At 70.6% G+C, this 16,953-nt stretch carries 14 protein-coding genes; 7 read left to right on the top strand and 7 right to left on the bottom strand.

All coding sequences use genetic code 11. From position 1 onward, the window contains the following. Positions 1-547 precede the first annotated feature (547 nt). A complete protein-coding gene (locus KS423_RS00170) occupies positions 548-1,348 on the top strand; it encodes a hypothetical protein (RefSeq protein WP_224273065.1) in 801 nt (266 codons plus the stop codon). Between the two features lie 243 nt (positions 1,349-1,591). Here KS423_RS00170 and KS423_RS00165 read toward each other — a convergent pair whose 3' ends face one another. Together KS423_RS00165 and KS423_RS00160 are read right to left on the bottom strand one after the other, a co-directional pair. Continuing rightward, positions 1,592-2,260: a hypothetical protein gene (locus tag KS423_RS00165; RefSeq protein WP_224273063.1), complete on the bottom strand. Its 669-nt coding sequence runs from the start codon at positions 2,258-2,260 to the stop codon at positions 1,592-1,594. Between the two features lie 67 nt (positions 2,261-2,327). Then, positions 2,328-4,196 (bottom strand): HEAT repeat domain-containing protein, encoded by a 1,869-nt coding sequence (locus KS423_RS00160; RefSeq protein WP_224273061.1) that lies wholly within the window; start codon positions 4,194-4,196, stop codon positions 2,328-2,330. A gap of 369 nt (positions 4,197-4,565) precedes the next feature. Between KS423_RS00160 and KS423_RS00155 the strand changes: the two genes are divergently transcribed. Next, on the top strand, positions 4,566-5,186 hold the full coding sequence (locus KS423_RS00155) for a hypothetical protein (protein ID WP_224273059.1): 621 nt from the start codon (positions 4,566-4,568) through the stop codon (positions 5,184-5,186). A gap of 375 nt (positions 5,187-5,561) precedes the next feature. Here KS423_RS00155 and KS423_RS00150 read toward each other — a convergent pair whose 3' ends face one another. Beyond that, the gene (locus tag KS423_RS00150; RefSeq protein WP_224273057.1) at positions 5,562-8,087 is read right to left on the bottom strand and encodes a hypothetical protein; all 2,526 of its coding nucleotides are present in this window, start codon (positions 8,085-8,087) and stop codon (positions 5,562-5,564) included. A 702-nt stretch (positions 8,088-8,789) separates the two neighbouring features. Between KS423_RS00150 and KS423_RS00145 the strand changes: the two genes are divergently transcribed. The 3 genes from KS423_RS00145 (at position 8,790) to KS423_RS00135 (ending at position 11,426) form a co-directional block, all read left to right on the top strand. Then, on the top strand, positions 8,790-9,488 hold the full coding sequence (locus KS423_RS00145) for an HD domain-containing protein (protein WP_224273048.1): 699 nt from the start codon (positions 8,790-8,792) through the stop codon (positions 9,486-9,488). A 381-nt stretch (positions 9,489-9,869) separates the two neighbouring features. Then, positions 9,870-10,616 (top strand): DUF4232 domain-containing protein, encoded by a 747-nt coding sequence (locus KS423_RS00140; protein ID WP_224273040.1) that lies wholly within the window; start codon positions 9,870-9,872, stop codon positions 10,614-10,616. A 192-nt stretch (positions 10,617-10,808) separates the two neighbouring features. Then, complete coding sequence (locus tag KS423_RS00135) at positions 10,809-11,426, top strand: TOPRIM nucleotidyl transferase/hydrolase domain-containing protein (RefSeq protein ID WP_224273038.1); 618 nt, start codon at positions 10,809-10,811, stop codon at positions 11,424-11,426. Positions 11,427-11,517: 91 nt separating this feature from the next. Here the strand turns inward: KS423_RS00135 and KS423_RS00130 are convergent, their stop codons facing one another. Continuing rightward, on the bottom strand, positions 11,518-11,712 hold the full coding sequence (locus KS423_RS00130; protein ID WP_224273036.1) for a hypothetical protein: 195 nt from the start codon (positions 11,710-11,712) through the stop codon (positions 11,518-11,520). Positions 11,713-11,799: 87 nt separating this feature from the next. Beyond that, a complete protein-coding gene (locus KS423_RS00125) occupies positions 11,800-12,081 on the bottom strand; it encodes a hypothetical protein (protein WP_224273034.1) in 282 nt (93 codons plus the stop codon). Positions 12,082-12,310: 229 nt separating this feature from the next. On the opposite strand from KS423_RS00125, the gene KS423_RS00120 reads away from it, so the two are divergent. Further along, positions 12,311-13,366 carry a threonine/serine dehydratase gene (locus KS423_RS00120; RefSeq protein WP_224273032.1) on the top strand — a complete coding sequence of 352 codons (1,056 nt, stop codon included), beginning with the start codon at positions 12,311-12,313 and terminating at the stop codon, positions 13,364-13,366. 300 nt (positions 13,367-13,666) lie between these two features. On the opposite strand, the gene KS423_RS00115 is transcribed toward KS423_RS00120, so the two are convergent. Beyond that, positions 13,667-14,608, bottom strand: a complete 942-nt coding sequence (locus tag KS423_RS00115) for a DMT family transporter (protein ID WP_224273023.1) — start codon at positions 14,606-14,608, stop codon at positions 13,667-13,669. Positions 14,609-14,919: 311 nt separating this feature from the next. Here KS423_RS00115 and KS423_RS00110 point away from each other — a divergent pair, with 311 nt between their 5' ends. Continuing rightward, positions 14,920-15,699 carry an alpha/beta fold hydrolase gene (locus KS423_RS00110; RefSeq protein WP_224273015.1) on the top strand — a complete coding sequence of 260 codons (780 nt, stop codon included), beginning with the start codon at positions 14,920-14,922 and terminating at the stop codon, positions 15,697-15,699. A gap of 575 nt (positions 15,700-16,274) precedes the next feature. On the opposite strand, the gene KS423_RS00105 is transcribed toward KS423_RS00110, so the two are convergent. Further along, a complete protein-coding gene (locus KS423_RS00105; protein ID WP_224273014.1) occupies positions 16,275-16,817 on the bottom strand; it encodes a hypothetical protein in 543 nt (180 codons plus the stop codon). Between the last annotated feature and the right edge of the window lie 136 nt (positions 16,818-16,953).

Raw genomic sequence — 16,953 nt, 5'->3', positions numbered from 1 at the left:
CCCGCGGGCCTGATCGGTGTCTTGGGGGGGTGGGGCCCGGTCCTCCCCGGGCGGGGCCCCACCACCGCATGGTGCTCACCAGCACTCTCCGCGCGGCTCCCCCTTGAAGGCTGCCCCGGGCCAAAGCCCTGCTCACCCGCGCTTCCTGGGCAGACCGCAGATCACTCAAGGCGAGAACGGGCTGGTGGAGTTCGCCCTCCAGCTCGACGCTGACGCCGACCATCGTCTGCAGGCCGCAGAAGCACTGGCATCCGTCGAGGGCTACCGTGACGCAGGTGCCGCCCTCGCTACTCTCGCCAAGGACGAGTGACCGTAGGACCACCGTCCCGCCAGGGCGTCCCGGACACCGACGGGCCCGACGAGGTCCGCGAGCCGGCCGTACGAGCCCTGCGCCAGGCACGCCCCGGGTGACGGCGGCCCTGCTGCTCGTGTCGGACACATCTTCCGAGTACCCGGCCGGATGGACCGGACCGTCCCCACGCGGTGGAACGGCTACAAGGTGACCAGCCCTCGCGGGGCTTGTGGCCGTGGCTGGGATCATGAACGCATGCCTGAGGAATCGAACCTGTTGTCGGACCTGTGGCCGCTCGCCCCGTCCGGCGTGACCGACTGGTTGCAGGAGCTGTGCGGTGAGGGCCTGACCGGGTTCATGCCGCCCGCGATGCCGGATGCGGTCTGGGTGCTCAACGCCATGTACGAGCACGAGCGGGGGCCGACCGAGGTGTCGCACCACGAGTACCACCAGGCGGGTCTGGCGGACGGGAGCGTTCAGCCCCTCATCGTCGCGGGCTTCGACTTCGACGCCGTGGGCGTCGCCACGGGAGGCGGGCTGGGCCGGGCCGAACACCCCGGCCCCGGCTGGCGGCGGCTGCGCTGGGCGGAACTCGCCCGCCGGACCGGCGACCCGGTCGTGCCCGACGGGCAGTTGCCCTCCTATCACTGCTTCCCCTCGGTCAGGAAGGAGGGCAGCTGGCCGGTCGGCATCATCCCGCCCACCGAGGGGAGCCTGGACCGGGAGACCTGGATCCGACTGATCGCCGTCCTCACCGAGCACAGCCCTGCGGGCCCGGACACCCGCTGCCTGGCCTACTACAACCCGCTGACGCTCCGGGCCGCCGACTACGACAACCACCATGTGCGTGCAAGCCGCCTCGGTGACGCTGAGATCCTGTACGACATATCCGAGGCGGACTACAGCCCGTCGAACCTCTGGGCCGAGGACCGCTCATGGGTCCTGTGCACCGACTACGATCTGTGGGCCACCAAGGTCGCCGGACCCCCGGACCTGATCGCAGCGCTGCTGAACGACTCCGAGATCGAAGCGGTACGACTGCCCTGGGCGCACTGACGAGGAGCAGCACAGGGCCCGTGGCGTCGCACTCCCCCGGGCCTCTCCCCCGCCGACTGCCGGATTCGATTCCCGGATGCGACCGGACGATTTTCCGCGGAAAATTCGTGGAGCCGGGGGACACGGACGGCCCGGTGGTGCGGGCCCGCCCGCAATGAGCCGGTCACCGGCGGTCACCTGCCAGCGAACCCGACTGCCGGCGGGCCCGAATTTTCCGCGGAAAATCCTTCGCGCGGATCGTGGTCACCCACGGCGGACCCGGGCCGGCACCGAGAGGTAGGCCAGATGCTCAGGCTTCCCCTCAGAGGTCACAGGCGTGTCGTCGAGGTAGCGGGCGCACTCCGCGTACGCCGCGATGGTGAAGAAGCCGCTCCGATCGTAGAAGTTGACGAAGACGTTCCCGGAGACGCTGCCGGGGCGGGCACTCGGAGGCTTCAGCTTCAGCTGGATGTCGCCGGACAGGTCGCGGAGCCCGGCTGTCCACCCCTGCCCGGCCAGGGCCCGGCGAGCCCGCTCCATCGCCTCCGCGGCCTGGGAGTGGGTGAGCCCGGTGAGCGTGAAGCCCGCGCTGATCGCGGCCGTGCGGGGCTCGTGAGGAGCGGTGTCCTTGAGGTCGTCGAGGAAGTGGACGAGCCCCCGACCGTGGCAATCGTAGATGTCGGCCTGGACACCGTGGCTGTTCCGCAGATCGAGCATCAGTCCGTCCGGCACGCCGAGCACGTCGTAGACGGCCAGCGTCCGGTCATTGTGACGCCCGGCGGTGACGGCCGGATCGGCCCCCGGGAACGGGTCCCCCTCCCAGGCCCCGGTGGCACTCACCCCACCGAACACCACCGCACCCGCCACCACGAAGGCCGCCAACGCGCGAGCTGCTCCGCGTCCCCGACCACCCCGCCGAACACTGTTCACCATGGTTTGTACCGTGCGCCACGGGGCCGGCCGCTTCATGAGTACCCGTACGCAATTCGGCACCCCGGACCTACTCCCCCGCCGGCGCTGGTCGTCCCCGGCGGCCACGCCAGCCGAGCATCCGGCGTGCCGTCTCGCGCAGCTCGTCGTCGCGGTGCCGCTGGGCGGGGAAACAGATGCCGTACTCGTGCAGCAGACGGCGTTCGCTGGTCGCCCAGTGCAGCAGGTGCGGTTGCAGGTCGGGCGGATACGGCGGACCGATCCGGTGGAGCGCCTGGAGCGCACGTAGACCTACCGGGAGGGACGGGTTGACCAGTGCGGCCAGGACGGGGAGTGCGGCGGACGGATCGCCGGTGATCCGCCAGTGGGCCTCGGCGGCGTGCAGCCGGGTCCAGCCGTCGCCGCTGTCGAGGTAGCGCTCGACCAGGGGCAGTAGGGGAGCGGCTGCGCTGCCCAGACGTCCGGCCTCCTCCAGCTGCCGTCCGCTGTCCGCGAGTCGGGGCGTCAGGCGGTGCAGGGCGGTCTTCGGATCGCCGGTGAGGCGGGCGGCGGTGACGGTCGCGGCGGTGGCGAGGTCGTCGTCGCCGGTGGTGCGGGAGAGGGCTTCCAGAAGGTCGAGGAGTTCGGTGTCCCGGATCGCCCAGTCGGCGAAGCGGTGGACGAGGGTCCGGGTGGGGTGGTGGCGCAGCAGCTGTGTGAGGTCCGGCAGATGGGTGCGGGCCTCCTCGGCGGAGAGGGTGCTGTAGAGGCCGTCCACGTGGGTGCCGTCGGGGTGTCGCAGGGCGAGGCGCTGATGCTCGGGGTTGCGGGTACGGACGGCGAGTGCGGCCAGTGCCTCCGGGGCCGGCTCGGGGATGTCGGTGAGGAGGCGCGGATCCCCGAGGTGACCGAGGATCGTCTGGGCTTGGCGGGCGGCGAGGGTGTCGGTGTGCACGTGGGGGAGGAGGTTGTCGCCGAGCGCCGGGTCGGGACGCGAGGCCCCGAGCAGGTCCTGGGAGATCGTGCCGAGCAGGGTGTCGAGGTCCCAGAGGGCGTGCTTGTGGGGGAGTGCGGCGGTGAGCAGGCTGACGGTCTCGTCCTCGCGGTCGCGCCACATCGCGGACAGGTGTCGGGCGCGGCGCGTGCCGCGGCCCTGGTGGTCCCCTCGGGTGATCCAGCCGCGGGCCACTGTCGCGAGGGCGTCCGCGTCCTCGGTCAGGATCCAGGCGCGTTCGTCGGTGGTACCGATTCCCGGGGCGAACTCATGGGTGCCGACGTCGAACCCGGGGTCGCCTCCGGCCTCGGCCAGGACGGCGACCACGTCGGCTGGGAAGGGCGCCTCGGAGCGTTCCAGCAGGGCCAGAGCGGCGGCGGCGCGGACGGCCGGCACCGGATCCGTCAGGGCCGACCGGAGACGGCGGTGGGCGGCGCTCTCGTCCGGGTCGAGCAGCGTCAGGACGGTCAGTGCCTCGGCGCGGACGGCCGCGGCCGGGTCGGACGCGTAGCAGGTAGCCAGCTCGCGCAGCACCGCGGGGACGGTCTCGCCGGTGGCACGGCGGGCGACGCGCACCATGGTGCGGCGCACCAGTGGGTCGTCGTCGCGCAGCAGGTGCAGCAGCCCTGTCACCTCGGCGGCGATTCGGGCGCACCCTTGCACCTCGTCGTCGTACTCCGGCTCCGCTTCGGTGCCCCCGCACCCGGCCAGAGCGGCGAGCACGGCTACCCGTTCGTGGATGGTGTGCATGGCTGCGTGAGCGAGGAAGGGGACCGCCGCTACGGCGGCCGATGACACCGACCCCTGGTGCAGCGCTCGGCCGAAGAACTCGAAGACGGCGGTGCGCGCCTGGTCCCGGTCGTCGGAGTACAGGGCGCGTATCCAGCCGGGGACGTCGCTGCCATTGCCGTAGGCCTGTCCCAGGGAGGGCCAGTCGATCGTGTCCAGCTCTTCAGGTGATCTCACGTCCGCGAACTCTAGGCACCAGTGCTGACACCGTTCGCAGGATGCGGTGTTGGGCCCTGCCCGGGCGGTCGCCTGCGATCCCGCTTCCCCTGGGCCGGGCGTCACCGGTCCCGCCCCGGCCGACCGATTTTCCGAGGAAAATTCCGCGGATCCTGCCGGCTTCACCTGGGCCGGTGGCGCGGGCCGGTCGAGCAGCGGATCGGACTGCGTCGAGCTGTGGTCCCGCCCGGCCCGGGCAGCTCTCGGTGGACACGAATTTTCTGCGGAAAATTCCCGAGCGTGGGCCCGGGCTGGCCCGGTGTGCGGAGTGGCCGGAGCGCTGCCGGTTCCACGGGCGGGGCGCGATGTCAGTGCCGTCGTGGATGCTCGGTGGCTGATGTCATCAAGTCAGGGGGCCTTCAGGTGCCGATCCGTATTGCCAGCCGTCGCCGTTCGATGGCGTCACTGACCGCCGCGTTCCCCGGGGCGGAGATCATCGACGTCACCTCCAAGGCCCCGGAGCCGTGGGTGCGGTTGAGCCCGTTCTACCCGCACGGCGGCATCCCGGTCCCCTACAGCGATGGTGTGACCAGCCAGTCGGTGGAAGGGATCTGGCAATCCCTCAAGGTCTTCCAGGACTCCGACGTGGATCCCGCGAAGCTCGGGGTCACCACGATGAAAGGCTTGAAACGGACGGTCCGTCGATACGGTCCCGTCCTCGGTCACCGAACCGGCCTGCACGGCGACCGGCTGCTGCCCTATGAGGCGGCCCGACGCCGGATCTACCTGCCTGCCTATCGCTGGATCCTTGAGCATCGCGTCGCCGACCTGGTCGAGCTGATCAGGAACAAGGACGACGTCGTACTCCTGGACTACACCACCAACGGGGACGTCACCGACCCCGGCAGCCCGCTCTCCCACGCCGCACTCATCCAGCTGCACGTAGAGGGGCGCTGGCCTGGCGAAGAGGAGGTCGAGGCTTCCAGCAGCACCGGCGGTCGAATGCCGTGAAGTGGTCCGACGACGGAAGCACGGGGTGTGTGGTGGGTGCCATGGGCCCGCAGCGACGGCCGGGAGATGACTACCCGCTGATTTTCCGCGGAAAATTCCTCGTACCCGGTGCGGCCGCGGCCACGACGTGTTCAGCCTGCATGGATACGGTCGCGTGAACCCGAGACGCTGACACCGCGCCTCTGCCCTGGCCCCCGTCGGACGCCGCACGATTTTCTGCGGAAAATCGTGCGGCGTCCGACGGGCGGCGGGGCAGTGTGATCCGTGCGGCCGCACAGCACCGTGCGAATGATCAGTGTGGACATCCAGGACCTCCAGCCGTCCTCGGCTCCACGGGTGGGCCGGTGTACTCCTGGCGCGGGGCGGTCTCAGGCTTCAGGCGTCACGGCGCCAGCGGTCGGCGGCGAACCGGGTCAGCGCAACCTCCAGGTCGAGCGGAACCACTTCGGTGGAGCCCAGCTCCCACACCCGGATCCAGCCGTCCGAGTCGGTGAGGGACGGCGGCGCTTCCCGTCCGGCCACCGGTTTCATGGCGAGGCAGTACGAGACGTTCAGACCAGGGGAGCCGGGCTCCACGTTCCTGCGGGATCGGACCCTGACCACCTGTACCTCCGCCACGTCGTCCCACCGCAGCCGTAGCTTTCGGCCTTCGTTGAGCTCCACGCCCTCGCTGTCGATGCGCAGCCGGGTCGCGACCGCCCGCAAGGCCAGTGCCCCGAGGAGGAGCACGCCGAGCACGCCCAGCAGCGCAGGCCACCAGCGCACCGTCAGCAGCCAGGTCCGGCGCAGGTCGGCCTGAAAGCCTGACCCCGAGGACATCGGGGAGACCACCAGAAGGAACACGGCGGTCAGCCCCAACAGATCGAATGCCAAGGCCCGCAGGGCTCCGATACTGCGCGAACTGCTCCTGAGCACCACCTCGCGTGGTCCTGCGGTACTGCCGGGCATCCAGCCCGGCGCCTCACCGGTGAGCCGTGATCCCAACCCGGCGTGCCGGAACTGGTAGACCCCGCCGAATCGCCGCAGCACGCCCAACTGGCGGCCGTCCTCGAGGAAGCCCAGCACATCGCGTGGCAGACGTCGACGCCCCGCCACGATGAGGCGTGTGGCGGTCCAGCGGCCCCATCGACTGAGGGCGATCAGCACGGCGGCCGAGCACGACCAGCCGATGACGAGACCGCCGGCGATGAGGAGCGGATCGCCGTTGAGCCAGTGGAAGAACGCCAGTGAGGTTCCCGCGATGGCCGGTGCGACCACTGTGGATTCGACAAGAGCGATCCTGCGCTCCTCGCGCAGCAGTTGCCTGGGTCTGGCCGCCGTATCGGACTCGGCCGACCGGGTCAGGAGCACACCGGAGAGCAGGGGAAGAAGAAAGACGCACAGGTTCGCTGACGTGCTGCCGGGCAGCGTCACGCCGACGGCCGTCGTAGCCGCGGCCGATACTGCCAGGAACAGCCGTCCACTGACACCGGCCGCCCGTCGTCGTGGGCGATCGTCGAAGCCGCTGAACAGGTGCCTTGTGAGGATCCTTCCGAACGCCGTTGCGATGATGGCGACTGCGGCGACGGCCCCGAGCACGTGGCCCACTCCCTGGATCCCGAGCCCGGGCCGCGGGGGAGAGACCCCCAGGAGGGCGGCCAGCCCCGCGATCGCATAGCTCGCCGACGTGCCGTAGATGCCTACGGCGACGATGACGACGGTGCCCCAGATGCCCGGCCCGGTCAGCAGGCTCCGCAGCTGCCACCAGGCGATGTCCTGAGTGCGTCGGCGGTGAAGCTCGCCGGCGAGGAAGCGGAAGTACGCGGGCGCTCTGTCGGACCTCCAACGGCGCGCCGGCCCGGGGAGGTAGGACGGCCGGGGCCCCTGTGCGCAGACAGTCGGGATCAGCTCGTCCAGGAGGTGCCCCTCGATGTCCTTCGGGGTGGGCAGCCGCGTCGCATCGAGCAGCTCACGAGGATCGGCGTTCTTCGGCGCGTACACCGTCGCCGCGAGCCAGAGCATCAGGGGCGAGGAGAGGGCAGTGGCGACCGGTCCTTCGGGGTCGCTCTCCATCGCGTCGAAGAGCGACTGCCAGGGGCCGAGGCGATCTTGATGACACATCTGGGCGAGGTAGGCCCTTCCGGCCTCGGGAGGCACCGGGCAGAGGCGCAGAACGGGCACATTGCGCAGCACCGGCGAGTCGTCCACGGCACGCTGGTAGGCCTCCGGCCGGGAGGTCAGAATCAGGGGGTCCGTCGTGCCGATTGCGCGCGTCAGCGCCTTCACCGCGTCCTCGCGAGCCAGCGGTAGCAGCTCGTCGAAGCCGTCGAGTACGGGAACGATCCGCCGATCCCGCACCAGGGACTCCACGGTCGGCTGATCCAGACCTCTGACGAGCCCTCCGTACTCCTCGCTGATGCGCCTGATGACCCAGTCCTGGACGCTGTTCCCCGGCTCCCAGTCCGGCATCGACAGGATGACCGGCACGCTCTCCAGGGAGCTGGGCTCCCTGGCTTTCAGCAGCTCGACCACGAGCAGGACGACCAGGGACGACTTCCCCGCTTCGCCAGGGCCGGTCACCACCAACTGGTGCGGCGTGAGCGCTCGGACCCAGGCAACCAGATCCTCAAGCCCGGCCAGTTCAGGGCGCTGCGCGTTCGGGTCGCTCCAGTGCCCCTGCTCCAGCTTCCAGGGGATCGCCATTGGGACCCGATGGTGCAGACCGCGGATGCCGGCCTCATCCCGCCACTGATCCAGGACCTCGCGGGCCAGCCCGTCCAGGACATCGCTTTCGGCATCGGCGGAGGCCGACCGTCTGCCAGGGGAGGCGCAGTCGGAGCCCAGATAGATGTTGCGGACGTTTCCTGCCTGGATCAGGTTCCGAGGCGAACCCTTGTTGTCGTTGTGCACCGCACCAGTCATCTCGACATGCTGTCAGGCCGGCGTGTGTGGGCGACGGGCTTCCGGGGGAGCGGGTGACGGCTCTTTGACGGCTTGTCCGGACCAGTGGAGGCTGATGACCTCGGACGATCGTGAAATTTCGCGTTGAGCCGTTTCTGCGGTCAACGTGGAGAACATAAAAGACTCATGTAAACCGCTTATAGATGCCACAGGTCGGGCGTGACCTGCTCACGCCAGATTGTCCTGGTGGACAGCAGACCGGCGTGCCCTGGGACTGATCGAGGCCGGTCGCCGGACCCCGGGCACCGCTATCGGCCCCCATTGCCCGGTTCACCGAATCGTTGAGCACGAACGCGAGCCGCCTCCGACGGGATGTGCCATCGGGAAGATCGACGGCAACCCCGTGGGGTACGCGTACGGCTTCGCGCGCACGGCCGACTATCAGCGGCCGGGGCTCACCGGCGTGCTGACCGAGCAACTGACCGAGATCGCACCCGGACCCTCACGTGTGCGAAGCGATGGCGCGCGGCCCGTGTCGGGCGGGGGAGGAGGGCGGAGGGGGTAACCAACCGGATGGCTCGAATGCCTCGGCATTGAGAAGTCATCTCTTTGGCCTCAAGTAGCCTTTGGAGGTGTGATCATGATGGAACGCTTGGCACCCGACGGGTTGCGGGAACCGCACTGTCCTCGGCTACGACCGAACAACCACGCACTGGCCACCTCGTGAGCGACAGATACTGCGAACTGGCCCTCCCTTCAACCGATCTTGCGCGCGACACACTGCGCTACGCACAGGCCCTGGTCCCAGCGGCGATCTTCAATCACAGCGTGCGTACCTATCTGTACGGACGCCTCCTCGGCGAGCGACGTGGTCTGCAACCGGACCGCGACTACGACGACGAACTCCTCTTCTTGGGCTGCGTCTTGCACGACTGCGGGCTCAGTATCGAGGGCAACGGTGACCAGCGGTTCGAGCTGGACGGTGCCGATCTGGCAGTCCGCTTCCTGACCGAGCAGGGAGTGCCACCGGAGCGAACGGACGTCGTGTGGGACGCGATCGCGCTGCACATGGACCGTGAGATCGCCCTGCGGAAGCGGCCGGAGGTCGCGCTGGTCGCCCTCGGCGCGGGCTTCGATCTGGGCGGCGGCCCAACCGCACTCCCGGACGGCTACGCGGACCGCGTCCACCAGGTGCTGCCCCGTCTGCACGCTGCGGCGGTCCTGCACGACAGCATTGTCAGCCAGGCGCTGGAGAAGCCGCACAAGGCACCGCCCTTCACGATGCAAGGCGAGCTCGTTCGCCAGGTGACCGGCCGGACCTCGCCAGCCTGGGAACAGCTTGCCCGATCCTCAGGGTGGAACGACTACGACCACTACCGCCCTGATTCACCGAGCACGCCTTCAGACGTCGGCCGCCGGTAGCGGGCCCGTTCTCGTAGCCACGCTGATGACCTCGCAGGTCACGACGGTCGGCCCCGCATGCGGGGGGGGGGTAGCTTCCTCCGTACGAGGGGCCGGAGTCTGCGGGATCTCACGGTCGATCCCGTCCGGGTTCGGGGCGAGCAGACGGTGGTGCGGCGGCCTCCGGTCGGGGCAGGCAGTGGTGGCTGAGTGGTGCGAGGTGGCGGGGTGGCGAGCCTGGGGGAGACGCCGTGTCAACCGTGCTGCACCCGACCGAATGTCACAGTCCGGTGCCTGTCATGTCCGGGCGATTGTGACGCCGTTCATGGCACCAAATGCCGTCGGCAGACCGTCATGTGAGGTGTCCACGCAGTCAGCGCACACCGCCATCGGGGAGTCATCATGTCCGTCCGCCACCACCGTCGCCCGCTGTTCGCCCCCGCCGTCCTGGTCGTCGCTGCGGGGCTCGCGTTGACCGCCTGCGGGCCGGAGAATTCCGACTCGGCCGGCGGTTCGGCGGCCTCCGCGCCCGCCACGGCGGCCGTCACGCCCTCGACGGCCGGCGGTCCGGCCTCCGGAGCCCCGTCGGCGGGCGCACCGGGCGCGGGAACGGCATCGCACCCTGCCGCGCAGAAGCCGTCCGGCGCGAGCCCGTCGGGCGGTACCCGGCCCGGCGGTGGGAGTACCGGTTCCGCCGCCGACCACCCCTGCGACATCCAGAACCTCGCGATCCAGGCGACGGCCCGCGCCGGGGCGCCCAACCAGTGGGTGATCGAGGTGCGTAACACCGGCGCGAACGCCTGCAGCCTGAGCTCCTCCCCGGGCGTCGACCTGGGCAACTCCACCTCTCCCGACCAGAGCAAGAACATCAAGCCGGTGCTTGCCAGCGGCACCTCGCGCTTCGCGGTCCCGGCGGGCCAGAAGGCGTACGCGGTGATCGACCTCGACCCGAGCGGCGCCACCACCGGCACCGCCCCCGGCATCAACGAAATCAACGTGCTGGTCGACCAGGACGGCACCAACATGCCCCTCGCGAACACCCGCAACTTCCCGCTCGACAGCGGCGTACGAGTCCTGAACCCCAAGATGGGCCTCTACCGGTCCAGCGTGGCGGACGCGGTCACCTCCATGGCCGCCGCCCCCAAGTAGCTCCGAGCGCATTTTCGCCACTGACCCACGGCCGGCATCCGCCGCGCCCGCCGCCGCCCCGGCAGGAACTCCCGCCGGCCGTCACAGCGGCGTCGATCGTGGCGGCCAGTGCGGGTGGCCCGTGCTCCACCTCGCCGAGCGGGCGGTGAAAACCCCGTGCCGTGCCGGCCCGGGCGGGGCAGAATCGCTCCCATGACGGACATGCGGGCGTTCCGGGAGGCGGTCATCGGCTGGGCGGCGGGAGAACCCGGCGGGCCGGCGGGTGAGCTGGCCGGGCGGCTGCGGGTCCGGACGGCGGTGCTGCTGGAAGGACCGAGCGACCTCGCGGCCGTCGAGACGCTGGCCGCGCGCCACGGCCGGGATCTGGCCGCCGAGGGGGTGTGCGTCGTCCCCATGGGTGGGGCGATGAGCGTCGGCCGATTCGCCGGCCTGCTCGGGCCGCCCGGGCTGGGCCTGCGCCTCGTCGGGCTGTGCGACGAGGGCGAACGGGGCTTCTACCAGCGCGGTCTCGAACGGGCCGGCGCGCCGTGCGAGGGGTTCTTCGTGTGCGCGGCGGACCTGGAGGACGAACTCATCCGCGCGCTGGGCGTGCCACGGGTCGAGGAGATCCTGCGGGCCGAGGGCGACCTCCCGGCCTGGCAGATCTTCGTGCGTCAGCCCGCCCAGCAGGACCGGCCGCCGCACCAGCGGATGCGGCGCTTCCTCGGCACGAAGAAGGGACGCAAGATCCGTTACGGCCGCCTCCTGACCGAGGCCCTCGACCCGGAGCAGGTCCCCGCACCCCTCCAGGGCCTGCTCCTGCACCTGTGACGGCGGTCCACAGCCGAGTCATCCGCACTGTTCGGGCCGGGCCCTGCGCGTGAGGCTGCGGCCTACCAGGTGTCGCCGACGAAGGTGAGCTTCACGGCACACAGCTGCAGGAGTCCGGCGGAGGGTGCGGCTGTGCCCAGCCTTCCGGCTGCTGCTGGCCGGGCCAGCCGTCGCTGTCGCGCGCCGCAGCGGCGGCGAACTGCTGCGGGTGGACGACGGCGGGCCGGCCGTGGATCAGCTCCGGCCACGCGGCTTGGCCGCGGTAGGAGGCGAGGGCGCTGTCCACGCTGATCTACTCGGCCGCCGGTCCGGGAACCGCGGCGGCCCGGGCAGGGCCGGTCGCCGCGCAGGGCGGGCAGGCCCGGATGGTCCGTCAGCAGCTCGTACAGGGCGACGAACCGTGCCTCCGTTGCGTCGCCCAGGCGGTGCCCGGCTCGATCTCGGGCAGGCGGGCGGCGAGGTGGTCGGTGACCAGGTCGAGCAGGCCGGCCAGGTCGGTGCGGCGGCGCTGGAGGGACGCGACGGAGATGTCCAGCGCGGACGCGGGGGTGCGGAAGCTGAGTGCGGTGTGCCCGTCCTGATCCACGATCAACAGGGTTTGCTCGGCGATCGGTTCGGGAGTCGCCCGGTCCAGGGAAGTGGATTGCCTCGGCATGCGAGTGAGCGTACGGTGCAGCGTACCGTCACGGTAGGTCCCCGACTCCTCACGGAGGTGACATGTCGCTGTTCAGCGCGGTGGACAGCACGGTCTTCACCGCCCGGCACCTGGCCGACCTCGCGGCCGGCACTCTTGCGGCCGTCCGCCCTTCGCGTTCTTCCTCGGCCTGACCACCAGCGGCCGGCTCATCGCCTGGTCGTGACCGACTCATCGCAGGAGCAACGACGTGCACCAGCTCACGTACGGCGACATCAAGGCCGCCACCGACCGCACCGCCGGACGCATCCGCCCCGTCGCCCTGGCCCGGCTTGACCCCGGCGCGATCCGCACGGCCCGGCTCGACCCCCTGGACGACTGTGAGGCCGAGCCGTGCGAGGTGTGGCTGGCCATGGAGTTCATGCAGCACACCGGCTCGTTCAAGGCCCGCGGCGCGCAGAACTTCATCCAGGCCCACCGCGACGCCGACACCCTGCCCGACGCCGGGGTGACGATCGCCTCGGGCGGCAACGCCGGTCTGGCGTGTGCCTGGGCCGCCCAGCAGCAGGGCGTCCGGGCGACCGTCTTCCTGCCCGAGACCGCTCCGGCGGTGAAGGTGGCCAAGCTCCACGGCTACGGCGCCGAGGTCCGCCTGGCCGGCGCGGAGTACGCCGAGGCGCTCGCGGCCTGCGAGGAGTTCGCCGCCGCCACCGGCGCGCTCGCCTCCCACGCCTACGACCACCCGCTGATCGCCGCCGGGGCCGGCACCCTGCTGGAGGAGATCCACCAGCAGATCCCCGGCCTGGACACCGTGGTGGTCGCGGTCGGCGGCGGCGGCCTGTTCGCCGGCGTCGCCACCGCCGCCCAGCACCACGGCATCCGCACCGTGGCGGTGGAGCCGGAGAACTGCCGCGCGCTGAACGCCGCGATCGAGGCCGGCCGCCCGGTCGACGTCATGGTGGACTCGATCGCCGCCGACTCCCTCGGGGCCCGCCGTACCTCCGCCATGGCCCTGCACGCCGCCCACCAGGACGGCGTGCACTCCGTGCTGGTGGCGGACGACGGGATCGCCCGGGCCCGCCAGGCGCTGTGGGACCACCGCCGTGTCGCGGTCGAGCACGGCGCCGCGACCGCGCTGGCCGCGCTCACCGCCCCGGACCAGCACGGCGCCGACCGCGACCTGCCGACCCGCCCCGCGAGCGCGGACCGCAGCTACCGGCCCGGCAGCGGCGAGAAGGTCTGCGTCGTGCTGTGCGGGGCGAACACCGACCCGTCCGACCTCGTGACCCCGCCCACCGCGCACTGACGAACACGACGAGGGGGCAGCCGAGCGGCCAACCGCCCGGCTGCCCCCTCCTTGTGTGCGAAGAGCATCACCCGGCCGCTGAGAGGCTCTCTGCAGTCAGAGACCTGGACACACCGGACACATTCCGGGGATCGCGCAGAACTCTCGCAACTGTTCATTGTGAGAGTGGCACATCGTCACGGCCGCCAGGCTCGGCTGCACGAAACGTCTCTCTCGGCCGGGTGTTCCGGGGGACGTACGTGTGGTGCGCCGGAACCTGGTCCGGCGCACCACATCGCCTTCATGTCACCGCGCGAGCGGTCAGCTCCTCGCGCCCGGTCGCGATTCGGCGGCCGCGAGGCCGGCGATGGCCGTGAGCATCAGCACCGTGCCGACGACCGTGGCAGCGGTGAGCCGCTCGCCGAGGAACAACACGGCGAGCACCGCTGCACTGACCGGCTCGATGAGCATCACCACCGACGCCGTGGCCGCCCGGACGGCGCCCGCCCCGGCGAAGTACAGCGGGTAGGCGAGCGCCGTCGTGATGGTGGCGACGTAGAGCATCAGCAGCACGACGTGGCCCGGGTGGGCGGTGTGCGGCACGAGGCCCTCGCCCCAGGCGAACGGCAGCATGACGGTCGCACCGACGGCGAACGACCCCATCGTGAGGGTGTACGGGTCCTCTCCGGCGCCGTGCCGTCCGGTCCACCGGCCCAGGATGTTGGAGGCGGCGTACCCGGCGGCGGACAGCAGGGCCATCCCCACGCCGACAGGGTGGACGGCACCGGCCTGGTTGCCCAGGACCAGGATCGCGAGGCCGGCCAGCGCGCCGGCGACCGCGAGCAGCCCGGCGCGTCCGATGCGCTCGCCCAGGAACAGGCGTCCACCGGCGGCGGTGAACACCGGGGCCGCCCCGAGCGTGACGATGGTGCCGACGGCCAGCCCGGTGTCCTGCACGGCGGCGAAGTAGGCGGTCTGGAAGACCGCCAAGCCGACGCCGGTGCCCGTGAACAGCAGCACACGGCGGCCCAGCGGCTGCCGCGTCCTGGGCGCGGTACGGGAAGGGCGGAAGGCGCGGGCCGCGAGCAGCAGCGCCATGCCGGTCAGAAAGCGCCAGAACGAGACGGCCATGGGCCCGAAGTCGCTGGACCGGTAGACGATGTCCACGGCGGCTCCGGTAGTGCCCCAGGTGATGCCGGCGAACGCCAGGCAGGCAAGGCCGCGGCGCACTGATCGGGGTGCCGCCACGGGGGCAGGGGTCATTGCAACAGCAGTTTTCGACACGGAAGGAATCTCCAGACGGAGCAGATGGTCGTGGTCTCGCGTCTGCGGGCACAACCGATCAGCGCGTCGCGGCCAGTGGCCTGCCTACGCGCCGGTGTCGATGGCGACCCGCCTCAGAGGGCGGGCGGCGAGAGAACTGCTGCAGAAAACATGGTCTCCACCGTACGGCATCCGAGGTACGGCGCCTCCTTTCGGCCCTCGGGTGCTTCCGCCCGGCCAAGGGCCCCGTCAGGTGTCCGACAGCCTCACCACGTGCGCGCTGTACCCTGCCCGTCGGGGGTGAGGGTCCGATGAAGCACACGACGACACCCGACGGGGTCCGTATCGCCTACCAGGTCCAAGGCGAGGGGGCTCCCCTTGTCCTGCTGGCGGGCCAGGCGAACAACCACCACTGGTGGGACGGGGTGCGCGACGACTTCCACGCCGTCCGCAGCACCATCACGCTCGACTACCGAGGTACGGGGGAGAGCGACAAGCCCGACGAGCCCTACAGCACCGAGGTCTTCACGCAGGACGTGATCGCTGTGCTCGACGAACTCGGTATCGAGCAGGCCGACGTCTACGGCACGTCGATGGGCGGGCGTGTGGCCCAGCAGCTCGCGGCCCGCCATCCGAACCGAGTGGGTGCCCTGGTACTCGGCTGCACGTCGCCCGGAGGTCCGCACGGCGTCGAACGCGACAACGACGTGCGCAGGTCACTGGTGCAACCTCGACCGACGGCGGCTCGGCAGGCCCTCCTGGAGCTCATGTACACCCCGGACTGGCTGTCGACCCATTCGGGCCCCTACCACACGCTCGGCGACCCGGGCATGCCCGCTCACGCCCGGCGTCGCCACCTCGCGGCCAGCAACCAGCACGATGCATGGGACCTCCTGCCGGGAATCAGCGCACCCACCCTGGTCGTGCACGGAAGCGACGACCTGCTCAACCCCACTGCCAACGCACACCTGCTCGCGCACCGAATCCCCGGTGCCCGGCTGCATCTGATTCCCGGCGCACGGCACGCCTACTTCGAGGAGTTCCGCGCCGTCGCGAGCCCGCTCGTTCTGGACTTCCTCATCACCGCGTGATCAGTCCAGGTCAACGCGCTCGTCAACAAGATCTGAACATCGCGCGGCTTCGGGTGGAGTTCGCGTTGCAGCTCGGCCCCGGAGAGAGCCGACGTTCGCCTGGCCCCCCTGCAGCCCGAGCAGTGGCAGCATCTGCAGCCTGGTGATGTGATCACCATGCACGAGGCCCAACCTGCCACTGGCATCGCCGAAATCATCGAGGTCCTGCCGCCTCGCGTCTGAGGCCACTGCGCAGCCAGGCGCGAAGGGCCCGTAGTCGGACGGCCGTCAGTCGCCGTCAGGGCTCTCTCATCAGGGCGGTGCCGATGGGCCGGCTGCGGAGTTCCGTGTGGCTCTGGACGTGGTTGACGGTGCCCCAGTGCGCGACGAGCGGGTTGAGGTCACGGCGGAGGTTCAGCCGGCCCGCGAGGACGCCGTCGACGACGGTGAGGAGGAGTCAGCTGCGTTGAGGAGCGAGGTCGGCGATGAGCCGGTCGGCGGCGGGACCGACTTCGTCCATGCCGACGGGTGGGGAGGGGAAGGAAGAGGTGCGCCGGCCTCGGGAGGGAGAACCGGGGCCGGCGCGCGGAGTGTCATCACACCGGGGTGCCCGGAATCTGGGCGAACCCTGGGCCGCAGGCAGCCGCCAGGTTCGACGCGCTGAACGGCGTTCCGGTGATGTTGCACACGGCCTGGAAGATCTTCCCGTCCTCGCTCTCCACGTTGAGGAAGAGCTTGTTGGGGATGTTCGCGCCGCTCTCGGTGGCGGACAGGTCGGTGCCGATCACACACTTCGGGGCGCCGGGGATGACGTCGATGTCAACCCATGCTCCCGGGTTCCGGCTGTCATTGAGGAACGCCTCGCCCTGGCGGTCCGTAGCCAGGTGGAACTGGGTGTCCGAGAAGTCTCCGAAGTCCACGACGTCGGAGCTGAAGCCGCGCTGTACCCGCTCGCAGTGCTTGTTGCCTCCGGTGCTGCCCTTCTGGTCCGCCGTGTGCCCGGACAGGAGTCGGGGAGCGGTGGAGTCGGTTCGAGCTGTCGAGCCCGTGCTGCCCTGGGCGACCGCGGGCGAGGCGAGGAGGATCGCGGCGGCCACCGCTCCGGTCACCGTGGACAGGCGTCTGAAACCGTACTTCATGCGTGAATCCCTTTCCTCGGAGGTGTGCGACGCAGGCCCGGCAGCTCCAAGGAATTTCTCCGACCGGTTCACTGGCAGTGCGATCTCACTGCGAACGACTTTCAGCGGCCTTCGGAGGTTTCATGGAATCAGGCCG

Origin of the sequence: Streptomyces sp. LS1784, assembly GCF_020103755.1 — a bacterium.
GTDB lineage: Bacteria > Actinomycetota > Actinomycetes > Streptomycetales > Streptomycetaceae > Kitasatospora.
Note: the sequence above shows the minus strand (reverse complement) of the source record. Positions and strands in the feature narration are given on the sequence as shown.

Bases quoted from the DNA above. Each gene is read 5' to 3' on its own strand.
- KS423_RS00165 (WP_224273063.1), bottom strand. From the start codon at position 2,260: ATGGTGAACAGTGTTCGGCGGGGTGGTCGGGGACGCGGAGCAGCTCGC.
- KS423_RS00135 (WP_224273038.1), top strand. From the start codon at position 10,809: ATGACGGACATGCGGGCGTTCCGGGAGGCGGTCATCGGCTGGGCGGCG.
- KS423_RS00150 (WP_224273057.1), bottom strand. From the start codon at position 8,087: ATGACTGGTGCGGTGCACAACGACAACAAGGGTTCGCCTCGGAACCTG.
- KS423_RS00140 (WP_224273040.1), top strand. From the start codon at position 9,870: ATGTCCGTCCGCCACCACCGTCGCCCGCTGTTCGCCCCCGCCGTCCTG.
- KS423_RS00105 (WP_224273014.1), bottom strand. From the start codon at position 16,817: ATGAAGTACGGTTTCAGACGCCTGTCCACGGTGACCGGAGCGGTGGCC.
- KS423_RS00170 (WP_224273065.1), top strand. From the start codon at position 548: ATGCCTGAGGAATCGAACCTGTTGTCGGACCTGTGGCCGCTCGCCCCG.
- KS423_RS00110 (WP_224273015.1), top strand. From the start codon at position 14,920: ATGAAGCACACGACGACACCCGACGGGGTCCGTATCGCCTACCAGGTC.
- KS423_RS00125 (WP_224273034.1), bottom strand. From the start codon at position 12,081: ATGCCGAGGCAATCCACTTCCCTGGACCGGGCGACTCCCGAACCGATC.
- KS423_RS00115 (WP_224273023.1), bottom strand. From the start codon at position 14,608: ATGACCCCTGCCCCCGTGGCGGCACCCCGATCAGTGCGCCGCGGCCTT.